Consider the following 16,463-nt stretch of genomic DNA (forward strand, 5'->3'; position numbering starts at 1 on the left):
CCAAAGGCAACCCGTTAAACCCGGATCATTGTATGCCACGCAAGGGAGACATGCGACACTTGCGCTTCACCGCAGCGATCGCGTTGCATTGGACAGCATGCAAGCCGTGGTAAACCACCGGCTATCAATCGAGTGAAAATGTCCCGGTTGTCGCATAGTTTTTGCCCGACGCATTGCTACGGATGTTTCCGGCAAAAGCGCCTGCAAGGTCTGAACCATCAAAGCCAAAGGTTTTTGCGGCGAACGGCATGTTGCCTGTGAAATCGCCGCTTGTGATGTCCATACTTGCGACCACGCCATTCCCAGACGTACTGCCGGATACTGTGCCTGCGAAATCACCCGTGTCGCCGGCATTAACGGACCCGGTGAAAGAGCCACCTACCGATCCGTCTCCGAAGTTGGCGGTAACGGACATTGTGCCGCTCAACACACCCGAATCCCCGAAAGTGTTGCTGGCGCTATAGACCTGCCCGCCCCAGTTTCCAGAGTAGGTCGCGTTGCCGGTGGGTAGCTCTGAAATTGGTGTTTCGATACCAATAAAGCCGAAAGCACCGAAACCAGTGGTACCACTGGTTCCCGAGAAGCTGACAAGGTTATGCGTGGTATTTGATGAATTCACCTGAAGCACGTTGCTTGGCACATTGCCGAACTGCCCGCCGCCGGGTGTACTGATCGTAACGGGCAGGCTCTGCGTGCTTCCATCGACTGTTAAATACGCCGTGCTGCCGTCTGGGCTAAGCCGGACCTTTACAGACCGTAGGCGGGTGCTCACCGAAGTGGCAGAAACATCGAACTGGCTCATCACGCCGGTGACGCCGGTGGTTCCGATCGCATCGGTTGTCGTGTCGGTCGGCCCTGACGCATAAACCGGCGTATAGTTGATGGCGTCTTGAGCGCTGCCGCCAAGCCCGCCGGCACCGCTGCCGCCGCCACTACCGCCGCACGCGGAGAAAACGAAAAATGCATTCAAAACTATGATCGTCTTTGCCATCTTCATTTGCTTGGCTCGCCCTTTGGTTTCCACCTCATTACCCGGCCCCGAATTCAAGGCGGGAGCACGGCAATAAAGTGGCCATTACGGGACAACGATGCAGTAGGTTTGCGCGGGATATGGGTAGTGGCCGCCGTGTCGGAGTTACCAGTTGCGGCTGGCCAGATGCGTCACACGCTCCAACACGGTGTGTGATCGCCAATCCACCCGGTAAATCTCATCCTCGATCCTCATATAGACCCAACCATCGCTAACGATTGGCAGGCCATAATAGCGCGCGTTCATCAGCATTGAATACTGTCCGCGCTCCAGCACTTCACCGATCTCAACCGGACCGGGTGGGGGTGTCAGCGGTTGCGGGATGGCCACGCAATTTGTGCCAGCCACCGCAATGCGGCATTGCGCCTGCGCGAAGGTCGGCAGGCTGGCTGCGATGATGGCGGCACTGATGATGGTGCGGAACATGGGGGTGCGGGTCCAAAACACTGTTCAAGACAGTACCTTACCGCATCGCCGGGTCAGGCTGCAAGCTCGACCCAAACTGGGACGTGATCCGATGGTTTTTCTCGCGCGCGCAGGTCTTTCTCGATCCAGCAGTTATTGAGCAGATCAGCGCATTGCGGGGTCAGCAGGAAGTGGTCGATGCGGATGCCGTCGTTCTTGTCCCAAGCGCCAGCCTGATAATCCCAGAACGAATAATGCCCGGCACCCGCTTCGCGCGCGCGGAAGGCTTCGGTGAAGCCAAGGTTCAGAATGCGTCGGTAGGCGTCACGGCTTTCTTGCCGGAAAAGCGCATCATCGCGCCATGCATCCGGGCGGGCAGCATCTTCGGCTTGCGGAATAATGTTGTAGTCCCCGCACATTAGAGCGATTTCTTCATGTTCCAGAAGCTGTTGGGCGCGGGCACGCAGCCGCTCCATCCAGCGCAGCTTATAATCATACTTCGGCCCCGGTGCAGGGTTTCCGTTCGGCAGGTAAAGCCCGCAGATGCGCACTGCCTTTTCACCCACAACGGTTGCTTCGATATAGCGGGCCTCGATATCATCTTCGCCGTCGCGGCCAGCACCCTGTGCGCCGGGTAGGCCGCGGGTTACATCCTCAAGAGGCAATTTGGACAAGAGTGCCACACCGTTAAACCCCTTTTGGCCGTGGGTTTCAACGTTATAGCCTTTATCCTCGAACACCTCACGGGGGAAGCCTTCATCCACCGATTTGATCTCTTGCAGCACGGCGACATCGGGCTGTGCTTCGTCGATCCAATCGGTCAGCGCGCCAATCCGGGCTTTGACGCCGTTGATATTGAATGTCGCGATTTTCATGCTGTGGCTCCCTGATATGCTTTGGTTCTGCCGCAGCGGCGGGAACTACGCAAGGGGGTCGGGACACGACAACAGGTCTAGGTGGCACCGGATGCCACAGCCTCGGCGCGTATCCGGATTTCATCGTTCATCGCAGCAAAGCCCTGGGGGGCCTCTTTCATCATCGGCAGGCGCTTCATGAGCGGTGACATCAACCCCGAATAGGTTTCCACATTTTCCAGTTGGCAACCCTTTTCGGTGAGGTTGATCCTAAAATGATGTTCCCCATCAAAGACACCTTTGAAGCCGGTACGACCAACCCACGCAAAGTGATGCGGGCGGTCCAGTACGATAATCTCGGGCGTAAAGCTATATCCGGCTTGGCCCTTGGGTGTCAGTCGGAACGTGGGCTTCGCGCCAAGCACGACCGCGCCTTTTTCATAGTGTATCCAGGTTGACCAGTCTTTCCATTTGGCTACATTTGTCAGAACGTCAAAGACGATTTCGGGCGCAGCTTCAATCTCGGTGGTGGCTTGAACGGTAAACGCCATCACATTGAGAATGATGTTCCGCAGCCACAAGACGACGTCGCATTGGGGTTGTTGATCACAAACCGTGCTCCGATGAGTTCTTCGCTGAAATCAATCACGGCATCGGCCAGAAACGGCAGGGATACGCTGTCGATCACGACGGTTTCGCCTTGCTCAGATAGCACCAGATCGTCCTCTTTGGCCTCATCAAGGTCGATTTCGTATTGAAACCCCGAACATCCGCCGCCTTCGACAGCCACGCGCAATGCCTTGCCTTGGGCAGATGCGCCAATCTCGGCCAGTCTTTCAAAGGCGCGGGTAGTGACTTTGGGTGGGACGGTGAACATCTTGGGACCCTATCAGTTCTGCTATAGTTGCAATATAGGGTGTGTAGGCAAACGCGACAAGACAGGCAAATCACGATGGCAGCGCCATATGCAACTGACCCCGCAAATCCGCGGGGACGGCTTTATCCTGAAGAAGAAAGCGCCTTTCGGTCGCCATTTCAACGGGATCGGGACCGGATCATCCATGCATCTGCCTTTCGGCGGCTCAAGCATAAAACCCAAGTGTTTATTGAACATGAGGGCGATTACTTCCGTACGCGGCTGACCCATTCCATTGAGGTCGCACAGGTCGCGCGCACTGTGGCGGCATCTTTGGATTTGAACGTGGAGCTGACTGAGGCGGTCGCTTTGGCGCACGATCTTGGTCACACGCCCTTTGGGCATACGGGCGAAGAGGCGCTTGATGCGCTGATGCAGCCTTATGGTGGCTTTGATCACAATGCCCAAGCGCTGCACATCGTGACGAATTTGGAACGGCATTATGCCGAATGGGACGGGCTGAACCTGACGTGGGAAAGCCTTGAGGGGATCGCAAAGCATAATGGTCCGGTGACAGGCGATATCCCTTGGGCGCTGGCCGCCTATAACGCGCGGCATGATCTGGAATTGCACACCCATGCAAGCGCCGAAGCGCAGGCGGCGGCCCTGGCCGATGACATCGCCTATAACAATCACGATCTGCATGATGGGTTGCGAGCGGAGTTGTTCAGCACTGATGAGCTGGCCGAATTGCCGATCTTGTCGGACTGCTTTGCACGGGTTGATGCGAAATATCCTGACCTGAATTATTACCGCCGCCGCCACGAAGCCTTGCGCCGGTTTTTCGGCGTGCTGGTCGAAGATGTGATCAACGTCAGCCTTGCCAATTTGACGGAATACGCACCACAAAACGTGCAAGACGTCCGCGATGCCGGGCGGATGATGGTGCAGTTTTCGCCCGCACTTTGGACTGATCTGAAAGTCATTCGCCAGTTTCTGTTCGAACGGATGTACCGCGCCCCGGCCGTGGTTGAGATGCGGGTGGTTGTGACGCAAATGATCAATGATCTGTTTCCGTTCTTTATGGAGAACACCGATGAATTGCCAAAGCAATGGCGCAAGGATGTAGCCGATGCACCCGATAAGACGGCATTGGCGCGTATCGTCTCTGACTACATAGCGGGCATGACTGATCGCTTTGCCATTCAAGAGCATAAGCGGTTGATCGGGGGCGAAGACATTCCCGCAGGCGTGATCGACGGAAACTGAAGACCGCTTTGGGGCAAGAGTCTGCTTGCTCTGCGAGGTACGGGTGGTAAACCCCAATCAAACAACGCTTTTGGAAGAACGATGAACCTTTTTGCCGATATTCGCGCCTTGGTGCTGGATTGCCTTGACCAACTGGTTGCCGAAGGCACGCTGCCCGACGGCCTTGCTACCGCTGCTGTCTCAGTGGAACCTCCGCGCGACGCAAGCCACGGTGATATGGCTACGAATGCGGCGATGGTGTTGGCGAAGCCTGCCAAGATGAACCCGCGGGTCATTGCAGAGGCATTGGCGGCCAAACTGCTTAATGACCCGAAGGTGACAGTGGCAGAGGTCGCAGGACCCGGGTTTTTGAACATGCGGTTGGACCCGCAGGTTTGGCACGGCGTCGTGAAAGCGGCCTTGACTGATCCGACTTACGGTCAGTCTACGCTGGGGCAGGGCCAAAAGATGATGGTTGAGTACGTCTCGGCCAACCCCACCGGGCCTTTGCATGTGGGCCATACGCGGGGTGCCGTGTTTGGTGATGCGCTGGCGCGCCTGCTGGATTACGCGGGCTTTGACGTCACCAAGGAATACTACATCAACGATGGTGGCGCGCAGGTCGATGTGCTGGCTAGGTCAGTGTACTTGCGGTATCTTCAGGAACATGGCCAAGAAGTCGAGTTCCCTGAAGGCACTTATCCAGGTGAGTATTTGGTGGATGTCGGGAAGGCGCTGAAAGCCAAGGTTGGCGATGCGTTTGTTGATAAGGGCGAGCAGTTCTGGCTTGAGGAAATCCGCGAGTTCGCGACCGAGGCGATGATGGACTTGATCCGCGCCGATCTGGCGCAGCTTGGCGTTGTGATGGATAATTTCTATTCAGAAAAATCGCTCTATGGCACTGGTTTGATTGAAAAAGCGATAGCTGAACTTGACGCGAAAGGCTTGATCTACCGGGGTACGCTTGAGCCGCCAAAGGGCAAGATGCCCGAGGATTGGGAACCGCGCGAGCAGACGTTGTTTCGGTCCACCGCCCATGGCGACGACGTGGACCGGCCTGTGCAAAAGTCTGACGGTTCATGGACCTACTTCGCGCCCGATATCGCGTATCACTATGACAAGGTGCAGCGCGGCTTTGACCAGTTGATCGACGTCTTTGGCGCGGACCACGGTGGTTACGTCAAACGGATGAAGGCGGCTGTTTCTGCGCTGTCGGATGGCCGCGTGCCGCTGGATGTGAAGCTGACGCAACTGGTCAAGCTTTACAAAAACGGTGAGCCGTTCAAGATGTCCAAGCGGGCAGGGACCTTTGTGACCTTACGCGATGTCGTGGATCAGGTGGGCGCGAATGTCACCCGGTTCCACATGCTGACGCGCAAGAACGATGCACCGTTGGACTTTGATTTCGACAAAGTGCTTGAGCAGTCCAAGGACAACCCGGTTTTCTATGTGAACTACGCCTACGCGCGGGTGAATTCTGCCGTAGCAAAGGCCGCTGCATTCACCGATGTGTCTGACGCGACACTGGCAGATGTTGATCTGTCAGGGCTGACCCATGACGCGGAACTTAAGCTGATCAAAAAGCTCGCTGAATGGCCGCGTTTGGTCGAGATCGCAGCACGCGGGCATGAGCCGCACCGGATTGCCTTCTACCTCTACGACCTCGCCTCGGATTTCCACGCGCTTTACCATCAAGGCAGTGTGGATGAGGCGCTACGCTTTGTTCAAGAGGGTGACTCAGATACCACACAGGCGAAAATTGCCCTCATTCGGGCCGTAGCGATTGTTATTTTGCACGGTTTGAGTATTCTTGGGGTCACTCCGGCGGAAGAGATGCGCTAACGCACAGACTGCCGGATCGAGCAAACGATGACCCCGCAAAGGGGCGCGCGAGAGGCGAAGATGGCAGTATACGATCAGGGGTTTGCCCCGGCGGTGGGTGCACCGCGTGTTACCAATTTAGTGAATTTTGCAGGGGCCGCCTTGTCGCTGGCCTTGATGCTTGGCGTTGGCTTCTGGGGCTATAAACTGATTATCCGTGACGTCAGCGGTATCCCAGTGGTCCGTGCAATGGAAGGCGATATGCGGGTACTGCCGGATAATCCGGGTGGTGCCGTCGCTGATCATACCGGGCTTTCGGTGAATGAAGTTGCTGCTGTAGGCGAAGCAGGCGGTCCTGAGGACCGTTTGGTGCTGGCACCGCGCACGGCCGGTTTGGCGCAAGAGGACCTTGAGGCGCAGCCGATGGCCGACGCGACCCCTGAGGCTGTCGTCGCTGATGCGCCTGCCACCGTTGAAGCCCCCGTTGTTCAGGACGAGATCAGCGCGCTTGCTGCGCAATTGGCCGGGCTTGGCGCAGCATCAGCCGATGAGGAAACCGCGGTTGCGAATGTGATCCCGGCCAGCGTGCCCGGCGTTGCGACCTCTCTGCGTCCTGTCCTTCGCCCGGCGAACATACGCATTCCTGCGCCCGCTGCTGCCATAACCAGCGAAGTGGCTTTGACCACAACCACATTCCCCGCAGGCACCAATCTGGTGCAACTGGGTGCGTTTCCGACCCCCGTTTTGGCGGCCGCCGAGTGGGACCGCCTGCAAGCCCGCTTTGGCCAATTGATGGGCGAACGTGGCCGTGTCATTCAGGTCAGCAATCAAAGCAGCGCCACATGGTACCGTCTGCGCGCCAGCGGTTTTGCTGACCGCGCAGAAGCGCGCCGGCTTTGTGCAGCCCTTCAGGCTGAAGGCGCAGAATGTATCGCCGTCGTGGTGAACTAAGTGCCGATGAATGCCACGATTTTTGGCCCCGAGGGGCCGGAGATCACCCCGTGGGAACGTGGCTTTTTTCGTGAAATGCAGCCTTTGGGCTTTATCGTCTTTGCCCGCAACATCGATACCCCGGATCAGCTGCGCCGCCTGACGCATGACCTGCGCGAAAGCGTGCAGCGCGACGCGCCCATCCTGATTGATCAAGAGGGGGGCAGGGTGCAGCGGATGCGCGCACCGCATTGGCGCGAATACCTACCAGCCTTGGACCAGATGGACCGTGCCACCGACCCGCTGCGCGCCCATTGGATTCGCAATCGTTTGATTGCGGCCGAACTGCATGACGTCGGCATTGACGCCAACTGCGCGCCCTTGGCCGATATCGCCGAAGATGCCACGCATCCAGTGCTGAAGAACCGCCTATATGGTTATGACGTTGAAACGGTGGTCGCGGCATCGAAGGTCTGTGCCGATGCCCATCTCGAGGGCGGCGTGCTGCCCATCCTCAAACACATTCCCGGCTATGGCCGGGCGTCGGTCGACGGCCACAAAGATTTGCCGCGTGTCGATGCACCGCGCGCTGAACTGGATGCGTGGGATTTCGCACCTTTCGCGGCGCTTACTGATGTGCCGATGGGCATGACAGCGCATATTGTGTTCTCGGATATTGATGACAGCGCGCCCGCCACAACATCCGCGAAAATGATGGAAGTGATCCGAAAAGACATTGGTTTCGATGGTCTTTTGATGACGGATGATTTGTCGATGGAGGCGTTGTCCGGCACGGTTGCGGAGCGGGCAGCGGCCAGCATCGCGGCAGGTTGCGACATCATCCTGCATTGCAACGGGAAGCAGGAGGAAATGCAATCCGTGGCCGGCGCCGCCGGTGACATGACCCCGGCTGCAATAACCCGCGCAAATCGCGCTTTGGCCATGCGAAAAACCCCTGCAAAGATTGACATCCCTGCGCTAGAAGCGGAACTTACACGCCACTTAGGCTGAGGGCAGATGCAAGGCGAAGAGTTTCAAGAAGACACGGTAAGTGTCAGCGAGCGTGTTGCCGCTGAAGCTTTAATCGTGGACGTAGGCGCCTTTGAAGGCCCGCTTGATCTGTTGCTGACCCTGTCGCGCACGCAGAAAGTTGATCTGCGCCAGATTTCCATTCTCGCCTTGGCCGAACAGTATTTGGCCTTCGTTGAACAGGCCAAGCGGCTGCGGTTGGAATTGGCTGCCGACTATCTGGTCATGGCCGCCTGGCTGGCCTTCCTGAAGTCGCGGCTGCTGCTGCCCCCTGATCCGTCGGAAGAGGGGCCGTCTGGCGAAGAACTCGCTGCTCACCTCGCGTTCCAGCTTGAACGTCTGGAAGCGATGCGCAATTCAGCGGCCAAGCTGATGGCGCGGGATCAGTTGGGGCGTGATTTCTTTGCCCGTGGTATAACCGAAGATGTGCAGCGCGTGCGCCGTGTGACTTATACCGCAACGCTGCTGGATCTGATGCAAGGCTATGCGCGTATTCGCACGCGTGATGATTTCCGACCCTTCGTGATGGACCGACAGCATGTGATGACGATGGAGCAGGCTTTGGAAAGAATGCGCGGGCTGATCGGCTTTGCCGGCGACTGGACCGAGTTTGCGTCTTACCTGCCTGAGGGCTGGGATGCGGACCCGCAACGCCGCCGGTCAACGACAGCGGCCACCTTTGCGGCATCTTTGGAATTGGCCAAAGAAGGCAAAATAGAACTTCGGCAAGGTGAAATCTTCGCCCCCATCCAAATACGCAAGAAAGTCCCCGGTGATGAGTAAAACAGACGCACCCGCAAACGACAGCCTGTTCGAGGCGCCCCCCATGGGCGAACAGGAACGTATGGTCGAAGCGATCCTGTTTGCCACCGCCGATCCGGTGACCGTGACCGAACTGACCGGCCGCATGCCGCATGGATGTGACCCGGCCGAAGCGATTGCAAATCTGCGCAGACGCTATGAAGGGCGGGGGGTCAATGTGGTCAAGGTGGGTGATGCCTGGGCGATCCGCACGGCGGGCGATCTTGGGTTCCTGATGCAGAAAGAAACGGTCGAGACGCGCAAACTCAGCCGGGCCGCGATCGAAACCTTGGCCATTGTGGCCTATCACCAGCCGGTCACACGCGCCGAGATTGAGGAAATCCGGGGCGTCAGCGTCAGCCGCGGCACCGTCGATCAGTTGATTGAGCTTGAGTGGATCCGCTTTGGCAGGCGGAAGATGACGCCGGGTCGGCCTGTGACCTTTGTGGTCACGCAAGGATTTCTTGACCATTTCGGGCTAGAAAACGCCCGCGACTTGCCAGGGTTGAAAGAACTGCGGTCTGCTGGATTGCTGGAAAACCGTCCGCCGCCGGGGGTTGTCACCTTGGGCGAGCGCGAGGATGCCGATGAAGACGACGATCAGACCGAGCTGTTTGAAGATTAGGGCAGCAGCCTTATGTAAGGCCCAAGTGGCAGAGGAGATGTGGCGATGAACATGAACCGACTGATCAATATGGGCCTGCGGATGCTGATGAACAAAGGCATGAACAAGGGTATCGCGATGATGTCCAACCGGGGCAAACAGCCGGAAGACATGACCCCGGAGGAACGTGAGCAGGCGAAGGCGGCGCAGCAAACGGCGCACAAGGCGCAAAAGGGTATGCGGGCGGCACGGCGGTTTATGCGGTAGTCTGGCAGTTGGCTGCTTCGCGCGATAAAAGCTGCCGTTTGTGAGTGACCTTTGAAGGTCCGCTTGTCATAGCTCTGTGTTGGAGGAGGGCTTGAGCAATCTGAGCACTTGAGTCATCGCATCAAGCTCCTGCCCCGGGGGCAGTTCCTCGCGCAAGGTGCCATCGAGATAAAGACTGGCAAGCCCATGCGTCGCGCTCCATGCGAGAATGGCTTCCGGCGGTAAGGCGGTACCAGGCTCAATAGCAGTACCGGACCCCGACAACATGAGTGCCAGCCTCGCCATCTGCGCTTGATAGTGCTCATCGGTGCCGTTCAAGAGTTCTTCGCGGAATATCATGCGGAACTCGCCGGGATGCTCCATCGCGAATCTCAGATATGAAACACCAACATTGATGAAGGCGTGGCCACTACCGGCGGCCTCTGCAGTTGCTTCCAACGCGTCTGCCATGTGGCTTGCGGCGCGTGTCGCATAGGCGGTAAGCAGGTCCTTCTTGTCAGTGAAATGCCGAAAGGCTGCTGGATGACTGACACCCACGCGCCGCGCCGCGCCACGAATTGAGACGCTTTCGATGCCGTCTCCTTCAACCATTTCGCCTACCGCATCCAACAATGCCTCGCGCAGGTCGCCGTGATGGTAGGGGCGCTTCAGTTCAGGTTTGACCACAATGTTACCTCTGGAAACTTCTTGTCAGACTAGCTAACTTGCCTTATGTAACCGTTGGTAACAAAATACATCAGGAGTGTGAAGACATGGACAGCATGATTGGCCTTCGAATAATGTTCACGGGCGCTATTCTTGGCGCTGGTGTGGTCGGCGCGCTCACTCTTTTTGCGCCGCACGTGGCCGGCCGGTACGTTTTCTGCGGTGCAACTGTCGTCGATTCTTATCTGCGCATTCTTGGGGCCTTATGGCTTTCACTTGGGCTGGTGGCAGGATTGGGCCTTTTGCGACCGATGGATTTCCTGCCTGTCCTGTTGATTCAGGTCATCTACAAGTCTGCGTGGTTGGCCACTGTTGCTTATCCGGCCATCGTTCAAGGCAACAGAGACACGGGCCTCCTGTTTCTGGCGGGCTTGTTCACGATTTGGGTGGCAGCGTTGAGCCTCACTATTCCGTTTTCAAGGATAGTCGCTGGCTACTGATCTATCGTTGGTGCCGGAAGCTGCCTTTCAAGCCTCCTGCAATTTGGGTTCAAACCAAACATTCGCTCAGTTGCGCTACACAACATATCTGGGCCAGCGTCTGTCACCGACCTGACCTATCACCCCCGAAAATGCTTCGACAGCTTCAGCCCTTGCCCTTGGTAATTCGACTTGATCTCGCGTCCGTAAAGGGCCGCGGGCATCGCCGCCATGTGTTCATACACCAACCGCCCCACGACCTGCCCATGCTCCAAGACAAACGGCGCTTCGTGGCAGCGCACTTCCAATACGCCGCGTGAGCCTGATCCGCCTGCTTCGGCATAGCCAAAGCCGGGGTCGAAGAACCCTGCATAGTGCACCCGGAACTCACCCACCATCGCCAGATAAGGGGCCATTTCGGCGGCTTGCATGGGCGGGATCACAATCGCTTCGCGGCTGACCAGAATGTAGAACGCGCCGGGGTCAAGGATGATCCAGCCGTCTTTGGTGTGCACCTCTTCCCAGAACTCTGCCGGGTCATAGTGGTTCAGCTTGGACAGGTCCACGACGCCTGTGTGCGGCTTGGCGCGGTAGCCGACCAATGTGCCGTCGGTGGGTCTGAGGTCGACCGAAAACCCAAGGCCATCAGAGATCACGGGATCGCCAGACACGATCGGCGTTTGCGCGTGAAGCCCGCGCAGATCATCGTCTGACATCAAGGTCTTGCCTTGGCGAAAGATGATCTGGTTCAGCATCTGTCCCGGTTGGGCGACGACCGAGAAAGAGCGTGGGCAAATCTCCACATACAAAGGTCCGTCATAGCCTTCGGGGACGCGATCAAACTCGATCCCGTGGTCGGTGATGATGCGTGTTAACAAATCAAGACGACCGATAGAGGATTTTGCACTGGCGGCGGCTGTCATCCCTTTGGGCAGTGTCAGGCGCTCCATCAGGGGCACTACATAAACGCAACCTTTTTCCAGTACGGCGCCACCGTCCAGGTCTACCGCATGCATCTGAAGGTCAGCCAAACGCTCTTTCACGGTCCGCTCACGCCCGGCGAGAAAAGATGCCCGCACACGGTACGCCGTCTGCCCCAAACGCAGATCAAGCGACGCTGGTTGGATTTGACCATCTTCAATGGGCACATCAGCAGCAATACCGCCAGAGACGATCATATCGCGGATTTGATGGTCGGCGAGGACACCAGCGTTTGTCATTTAGGCTCTCCCATTTGGCTCCATTTGGATGCCAAAACGCCCGCCGAGCTATAGCTGCGGCGGGCGGTTATGATTGGTCGGGCTAGCAGGACTCGAACCTGCGACCTTCCGTCCCCCAGACGGACGCGCTACCAGGCTGCGCCATAGCCCGACTAGCGGTGTTCATACCCCAAAACCGTCCAAGGGCAAGCCCGAAAAGCATGTGTCAGCCGCGCATCCGAGTGCGGACGGCATCCAACCGCGCCAAGAGCGGAGCGATTTCGGCGGCATGGGCCTTTAGCGCCATTGCATCGCGCGGCATACGCCCGATCAGGCGCGGGGCCGCCGCTGGCAAGCCTTTGGGCGGTACGGGCAAATTGATCGGGAATTCAGGCGCGGCCGGTGTCCCGAAAGGCAGGGTCTCTTGTACAGGTGCCTCTTTCGTTTTCGGTTCAGGCTGGCGCACAGGTTTGGTCACAAGGGCAATCGCGGGGGGGACGACAGGCTGCTCTGGTGCGGGGTCCGACATGGACAGCCCAAGGGTGGCCACATGTTTGACGCCCTTTTCGCGCAACAGCTTTTGCGTGCCTTTGATGGTCAGCCCGTCTTCATGCAGCAGTTGTTTGATGCCACCCAGCAAATCCATATCAGTCGGGCGGTAGTAGCGCCGTCCGCCAGCCCCTTTGACAGGTTTGATCTGGCTGAACTTGCTTTCCCAAAATCGCAACACATGGGTTGGCGTATCAAGCCATTCGGCGACTTCGCTGATGGTGCGAAACGCGTCTTTCGCCTTTGCCATGACTTAGCGCTTGTTTCCGGCGGCCACACGATCCTTCATCAGATGCGATGGACGGAATGTCAGAACACGGCGGGGGTGGATTGGTACCTCTTCACCGGTTTTTGGGTTTCGTCCGACACGGGCCGCTTTTTCGCGTACCGAAAACGTGCCGAAGGATGAAATCTTGACGGTTTCGCCTTTGACGAGGCTGTCGGACACATGGGTCAACACGCTTTCAACAAGGTCCGCGCTATCATTGCGAGAAAGCCCGACCTGGCTGTGCACCGCATCCGCCAAATCCATCCGAGTCAAAGTCTTATCGGCCATAACATACCCTTTCACAATGTGCACAGACCATAGGCCCGCCGTAAATTCAGAGTCAATAACAACGGCTTGGCAATCGGCGTTAACCGCCCGTTTCCACCCATTACCAGCGGATCACGACCGCACCCCATGCCAAACCACCGCCAATCGCCTCTGTCACGACAAGATCGCCTTGCTTGATCTGCCCTTTGGCGACTCCCACAGACAGCGCAAGGGGAATCGATGCAGCGGATGTATTGCCGTGGTCCTGTACAGTGACAACAACCCGGTCCATGCCAACGCCAAGCTTTTTGGCGGTGGATTGGATGATCCGGATATTGGCCTGATGCGGCACGATCCAGTCCACGTCATCCGCGCCAAGTCCGACTTTGTCCAAGGCCGTATCGGCTGTTTTGGCCAATTTTTCGACCGCATGTCGGAAAAGCTCACTGCCTTTCATGCGCAACATACCGGTGTTTTGTGTTGAAACGCCGCCGTCGACGTACAGGAGGTCTTTGTAACGTCCGTCTGAATTCAGATCGACCGACAGGATGCCGCGGTCGCTGGTTTCCCCGGTGCCCTCTTCTGCCTCAAGGATCAGCGCCCCGGCACCATCCCCAAACAGCACGCAAGTTGCCCGGTCCGTCCAGTCCATGATCCGGCTGAAGGTTTCGGCACCAATGACAAGAACACGGTCAGCCTGACCAGATGCGATCAGCGCGTTGGCATTCGACAGGGCATAGACGAAACCGGCGCATACCGCTTGGACATCAAAAGCATAGCCTTTTGTGTTGCCAATCGCGCTTTGCACCATTGTTGCAGCCGACGGAAAGGTCAGATCAGAAGTGGACGTCGCCAACACAATGGCATCAATGTCTTCGCCATCCATACCAGCGTTCGCAAGTGCGGCTTTGGCTGCGTTTATCGCAAGATCAGAGGTGTTTTCGTCTTTGGCCGCAAAATGACGCCGTTCAATGCCAGAACGTGTCTTGATCCATTCGTCCGTAGTATCGAGTGTTTTTTCGAATTCTGCGTTGGGAACGACTCTCTTGGGCAGGTAATGACCAACCCCTTTGACCACTGCGCGACGCATCATGCCTATTTGCCTGTCTTGGTATTGAGACTGTCCGTCTCATTCTCTTGACCGGCATCTTGGGCAAGGGATGCCGCAGACGCAACCCTTGCAGCGAGTTTATCCGAAAATCCGCTTTGTGCGAGGCGGTAGGCCAGGTGCAGCGCCGCTGCAACGCCAGTGGCATCGGCTGAACCGTGGCTTTTGATGACCGTTTGGTTCAGTCCCAGAAAGACGCCGCCATTCACGCGGCGGGGGTCGATCCGCTTGCGCAGACTGTTCAATGATCCGCGTGCCAGCAAGGCGCCCATTGCGGACCAGGGCGTCTTTGTCAGCGCTCCACGCAGCAGCTCACTGATCAGGGTCGCTGTGCCTTCGCCGGTTTTCAGTGCGACATTGCCGGTAAAGCCGTCCGTCACAATCACATCGACTTTGTTCGATGGCAGATCGCCGCCTTCGACAAAGCCCACATATTCAAAGTCACCAATTACGGCAGCGTTTCCAATAAGTTCGTGGGCGACCTTCAATTCGGCGCGGCCTTTGTGTTCTTCGGTGCCGACGTTCAACAGACCGACACGCGGGCGGGCAATATCGAGGCCGTTGCGGGCGTAAGAGGCACCCATCAACGCATATGTCAGCAGGTCATCCTGATCGGCGCGTATATCGGCACCGGCGTCCAGCATCACATTAAAGCCGGATGGGTTACGCGACGGCCAGAGACAGGCGATAGCGGGGCGGTTCACGCCCTCGGCCTTGCGCAGGCGCAGCATCGACATGGCCATCAACCCGCCGGTATTGCCGCAGCTGACGGCAACGGCGGCTTGCCGCTCGCGGACCGCTTCGATCGCGGACCACATCGAGGTTTTCTTGCCGTTGCGCAGCACATGGCTGGGCTTATCGGTCATTTTGACAACTTCGGTGGCATCGTGGATCGTCACGCGATTGCCGATGCCATTCTTGGCAACAAGTGCCTCAAGCTCGGCCTTGGGGCCGTGCAATATGGCGCGCGCGCTACTTTCGTCGCCCAGAAACTTTGAAAGGCCCGCAACAACAGTTGCAGGCCCTTGATCTCCGCCCATTGCGTCAACAGAAAGCACGTCGGTGGCAGCATGTCCCTGCGTCGGAGCGGTGTCCGTCTGGGCTGATGTCATGCCAAGTACTTTCTAGTCGCTTTATGCAGCGTCGTCGTCGAGGTCGATTTCTGTGGTGTCAGCAATCACTTCGCGTGTCGCATAGTGGCCGCAGGATGGGCACACATGGTGTGGGCGCTTGAGCTCGCCACAATTGTCACACTCGTTGGGGTTTGCTGCGACCAATGAGTCGTGCGCGCGCCGGTTGTTGCGACGGGATTTGGATACTTTATTCTGCTGGACAGCCATGTCTCAACCCTATGATATAAAGGGCCTTGGGCCCAGATTTCTTTGCGTCTTTGGGGGTCCTACGCCATTGCGGCAGCCCTGTCGAGACACGATGTAAAAGAGGCCGCGAACATACTGCGATTCCCCCTTTGTGCAACCCTTTTTCACGCAGGGCGCAGGCTGCGCTATTTATCTTTATTTTCAAGGCTTTCGCGCAGCGCGCCAAGGCTCGCAAAGGGCTTTGCATCGTCATCTGTCATTGGTGTGACGCCGGGTTCGGTGAAAACGGCGTTCGATAAGTCGACACCATCCGCGCGCGGATAAAGCGGCAAGGCCAGCGCCAGTGCCTCCATCATGACCTGAACCAGATCAAGTGTTTCGGGCAGCGCCTCAACCGTGTCATCTTCGGGCATTTCGACCTCAGAGGCCTCAATCTCGGCGATCTCGGCGACGTAACTGCGTTTCACAGGTTCATCAATCCGGGTCGTGACAGGATCAAGGGTGACGACACAGTCCTGAACGACCGTTGCCCCCAGATCGGCCGTCAGTGTCCAATCCTGGCGGCCTTGCGGAGCAAGCGCCCCTATAAACCGCAGCTTTTTGACACCCACGATATCTAAGGCATCTGCAATGGCACGGCGCTCCTCGGCGGTGGGCATCAGTTCAAATTCGGTCGGTTTGCGCGTGGCGAGATCAGCCAAACGCATACGTGATTGGGGTAGTTGTGCCATTGCTGCTTTCGATTGTTGAACCGGGGCGGGGTGTGATGTATCGGGGATAAAAG

Annotated in this window: 21 protein-coding genes and 1 tRNA gene; 8 read left to right on the plus strand and 14 right to left on the minus strand. The window is 57.5% G+C overall.

Going from position 1 to position 16,463, the window contains the following annotated elements; translation table 11 throughout:
- Positions 1-124: 124 nt before the first annotated feature.
- The 5 genes from MWU60_RS01815 to MWU60_RS01835 form a co-directional block, all read right to left on the minus strand.
- Entirely contained in the window at positions 125-991 is an 867-nt protein-coding gene (locus MWU60_RS01815) for a transferrin-binding protein-like solute binding protein (RefSeq protein WP_247225337.1), read from the minus strand.
- 144 nt (positions 992-1,135) lie between these two features.
- A complete protein-coding gene (locus tag MWU60_RS01820; protein WP_247225338.1) occupies positions 1,136-1,456 on the minus strand; it encodes a hypothetical protein in 321 nt (106 codons plus the stop codon).
- A gap of 53 nt (positions 1,457-1,509) precedes the next feature.
- Positions 1,510-2,310: an exodeoxyribonuclease III gene (gene xth / locus MWU60_RS01825; protein WP_247225339.1), complete on the minus strand. Its 801-nt coding sequence runs from the start codon at positions 2,308-2,310 to the stop codon at positions 1,510-1,512.
- 77 nt (positions 2,311-2,387) lie between these two features.
- Positions 2,388-2,840, minus strand: a complete 453-nt coding sequence (locus MWU60_RS01830) for an SRPBCC domain-containing protein (protein WP_247225340.1) — start codon at positions 2,838-2,840, stop codon at positions 2,388-2,390.
- On the minus strand, positions 2,840-3,166 hold the full coding sequence (locus MWU60_RS01835; protein ID WP_247225341.1) for an iron-sulfur cluster assembly accessory protein: 327 nt from the start codon (positions 3,164-3,166) through the stop codon (positions 2,840-2,842). Before MWU60_RS01835 ends, MWU60_RS01830 begins: the two co-directional genes overlap by 1 nt.
- Positions 3,167-3,241: 75 nt before the next feature.
- On the opposite strand from MWU60_RS01835, the gene MWU60_RS01840 reads away from it, so the two are divergent.
- The 7 genes from MWU60_RS01840 to MWU60_RS01870 all read left to right on the plus strand — a co-directional run bounded on the left by MWU60_RS01840 (position 3,242) and on the right by MWU60_RS01870 (position 9,845).
- Positions 3,242-4,414: a deoxyguanosinetriphosphate triphosphohydrolase gene (locus tag MWU60_RS01840; protein WP_247225342.1), complete on the plus strand. Its 1,173-nt coding sequence runs from the start codon at positions 3,242-3,244 to the stop codon at positions 4,412-4,414.
- An 81-nt stretch (positions 4,415-4,495) separates the two neighbouring features.
- A complete protein-coding gene (gene argS / locus MWU60_RS01845; protein WP_247225343.1) occupies positions 4,496-6,235 on the plus strand; it encodes an arginine--tRNA ligase in 1,740 nt (579 codons plus the stop codon).
- 60 nt (positions 6,236-6,295) lie between these two features.
- Positions 6,296-7,165 carry an SPOR domain-containing protein gene (locus MWU60_RS01850; RefSeq protein WP_247225344.1) on the plus strand — a complete coding sequence of 290 codons (870 nt, stop codon included), beginning with the start codon at positions 6,296-6,298 and terminating at the stop codon, positions 7,163-7,165.
- A 6-nt stretch (positions 7,166-7,171) separates the two neighbouring features.
- A complete protein-coding gene (locus MWU60_RS01855) occupies positions 7,172-8,155 on the plus strand; it encodes a glycoside hydrolase family 3 N-terminal domain-containing protein (protein WP_247226137.1) in 984 nt (327 codons plus the stop codon).
- Positions 8,156-8,161: 6 nt separating this feature from the next.
- Positions 8,162-8,956 (plus strand): ScpA family protein, encoded by a 795-nt coding sequence (locus MWU60_RS01860; protein WP_247225345.1) that lies wholly within the window; start codon positions 8,162-8,164, stop codon positions 8,954-8,956.
- Complete coding sequence (gene scpB, locus MWU60_RS01865; protein WP_247225346.1) at positions 8,949-9,599, plus strand: SMC-Scp complex subunit ScpB; 651 nt, start codon at positions 8,949-8,951, stop codon at positions 9,597-9,599. Before MWU60_RS01860 ends, scpB begins: the two co-directional genes overlap by 8 nt.
- A gap of 45 nt (positions 9,600-9,644) precedes the next feature.
- Positions 9,645-9,845, plus strand: coding sequence for a hypothetical protein (locus tag MWU60_RS01870; RefSeq protein ID WP_247225347.1), 201 nt, complete (start codon positions 9,645-9,647; stop codon positions 9,843-9,845).
- 66 nt (positions 9,846-9,911) lie between these two features.
- Here the strand turns inward: MWU60_RS01870 and MWU60_RS01875 are convergent, their stop codons facing one another.
- Positions 9,912-10,511, minus strand: coding sequence for a TetR/AcrR family transcriptional regulator (locus MWU60_RS01875; RefSeq protein ID WP_247225348.1), 600 nt, complete (start codon positions 10,509-10,511; stop codon positions 9,912-9,914).
- Between the two features lie 86 nt (positions 10,512-10,597).
- Here MWU60_RS01875 and MWU60_RS01880 point away from each other — a divergent pair, with 86 nt between their 5' ends.
- A complete protein-coding gene (locus tag MWU60_RS01880; RefSeq protein WP_247225349.1) occupies positions 10,598-10,990 on the plus strand; it encodes a hypothetical protein in 393 nt (130 codons plus the stop codon).
- A gap of 119 nt (positions 10,991-11,109) precedes the next feature.
- On the opposite strand, the gene MWU60_RS01885 is transcribed toward MWU60_RS01880, so the two are convergent.
- The 8 genes from MWU60_RS01885 to MWU60_RS01920 all read right to left on the minus strand — a co-directional run bounded on the left by MWU60_RS01885 (position 11,110) and on the right by MWU60_RS01920 (position 16,410).
- Positions 11,110-12,189: a 2'-deoxycytidine 5'-triphosphate deaminase gene (locus MWU60_RS01885; protein WP_247225350.1), complete on the minus strand. Its 1,080-nt coding sequence runs from the start codon at positions 12,187-12,189 to the stop codon at positions 11,110-11,112.
- Positions 12,190-12,263: 74 nt separating this feature from the next.
- Positions 12,264-12,340, minus strand: a tRNA-Pro gene (locus MWU60_RS01890).
- Between the two features lie 54 nt (positions 12,341-12,394).
- Positions 12,395-12,967, minus strand: a complete 573-nt coding sequence (locus MWU60_RS01895; RefSeq protein WP_247225351.1) for a MerR family transcriptional regulator — start codon at positions 12,965-12,967, stop codon at positions 12,395-12,397.
- Between the two features lie 3 nt (positions 12,968-12,970).
- A complete protein-coding gene (ihfA, locus tag MWU60_RS01900) occupies positions 12,971-13,273 on the minus strand; it encodes an integration host factor subunit alpha (RefSeq protein WP_247225352.1) in 303 nt (100 codons plus the stop codon).
- Positions 13,274-13,373: 100 nt separating this feature from the next.
- A complete protein-coding gene (locus MWU60_RS01905) occupies positions 13,374-14,345 on the minus strand; it encodes a beta-ketoacyl-ACP synthase III (protein ID WP_247225353.1) in 972 nt (323 codons plus the stop codon).
- Positions 14,346-14,347: 2 nt separating this feature from the next.
- Positions 14,348-15,472 carry a phosphate acyltransferase PlsX gene (plsX, locus tag MWU60_RS01910; protein ID WP_247225354.1) on the minus strand — a complete coding sequence of 375 codons (1,125 nt, stop codon included), beginning with the start codon at positions 15,470-15,472 and terminating at the stop codon, positions 14,348-14,350.
- A 21-nt stretch (positions 15,473-15,493) separates the two neighbouring features.
- On the minus strand, positions 15,494-15,700 hold the full coding sequence (rpmF, locus tag MWU60_RS01915) for a 50S ribosomal protein L32 (protein ID WP_008236104.1): 207 nt from the start codon (positions 15,698-15,700) through the stop codon (positions 15,494-15,496).
- A 164-nt stretch (positions 15,701-15,864) separates the two neighbouring features.
- Positions 15,865-16,410, minus strand: a complete 546-nt coding sequence (locus MWU60_RS01920; RefSeq protein WP_247225355.1) for a DUF177 domain-containing protein — start codon at positions 16,408-16,410, stop codon at positions 15,865-15,867.
- Positions 16,411-16,463: the final 53 nt, after the last annotated feature.

It is taken from the genome of Yoonia sp. F2084L (genome assembly GCF_023015625.1).
In the GTDB taxonomy this organism is placed as follows: domain Bacteria; phylum Pseudomonadota; class Alphaproteobacteria; order Rhodobacterales; family Rhodobacteraceae; genus Yoonia.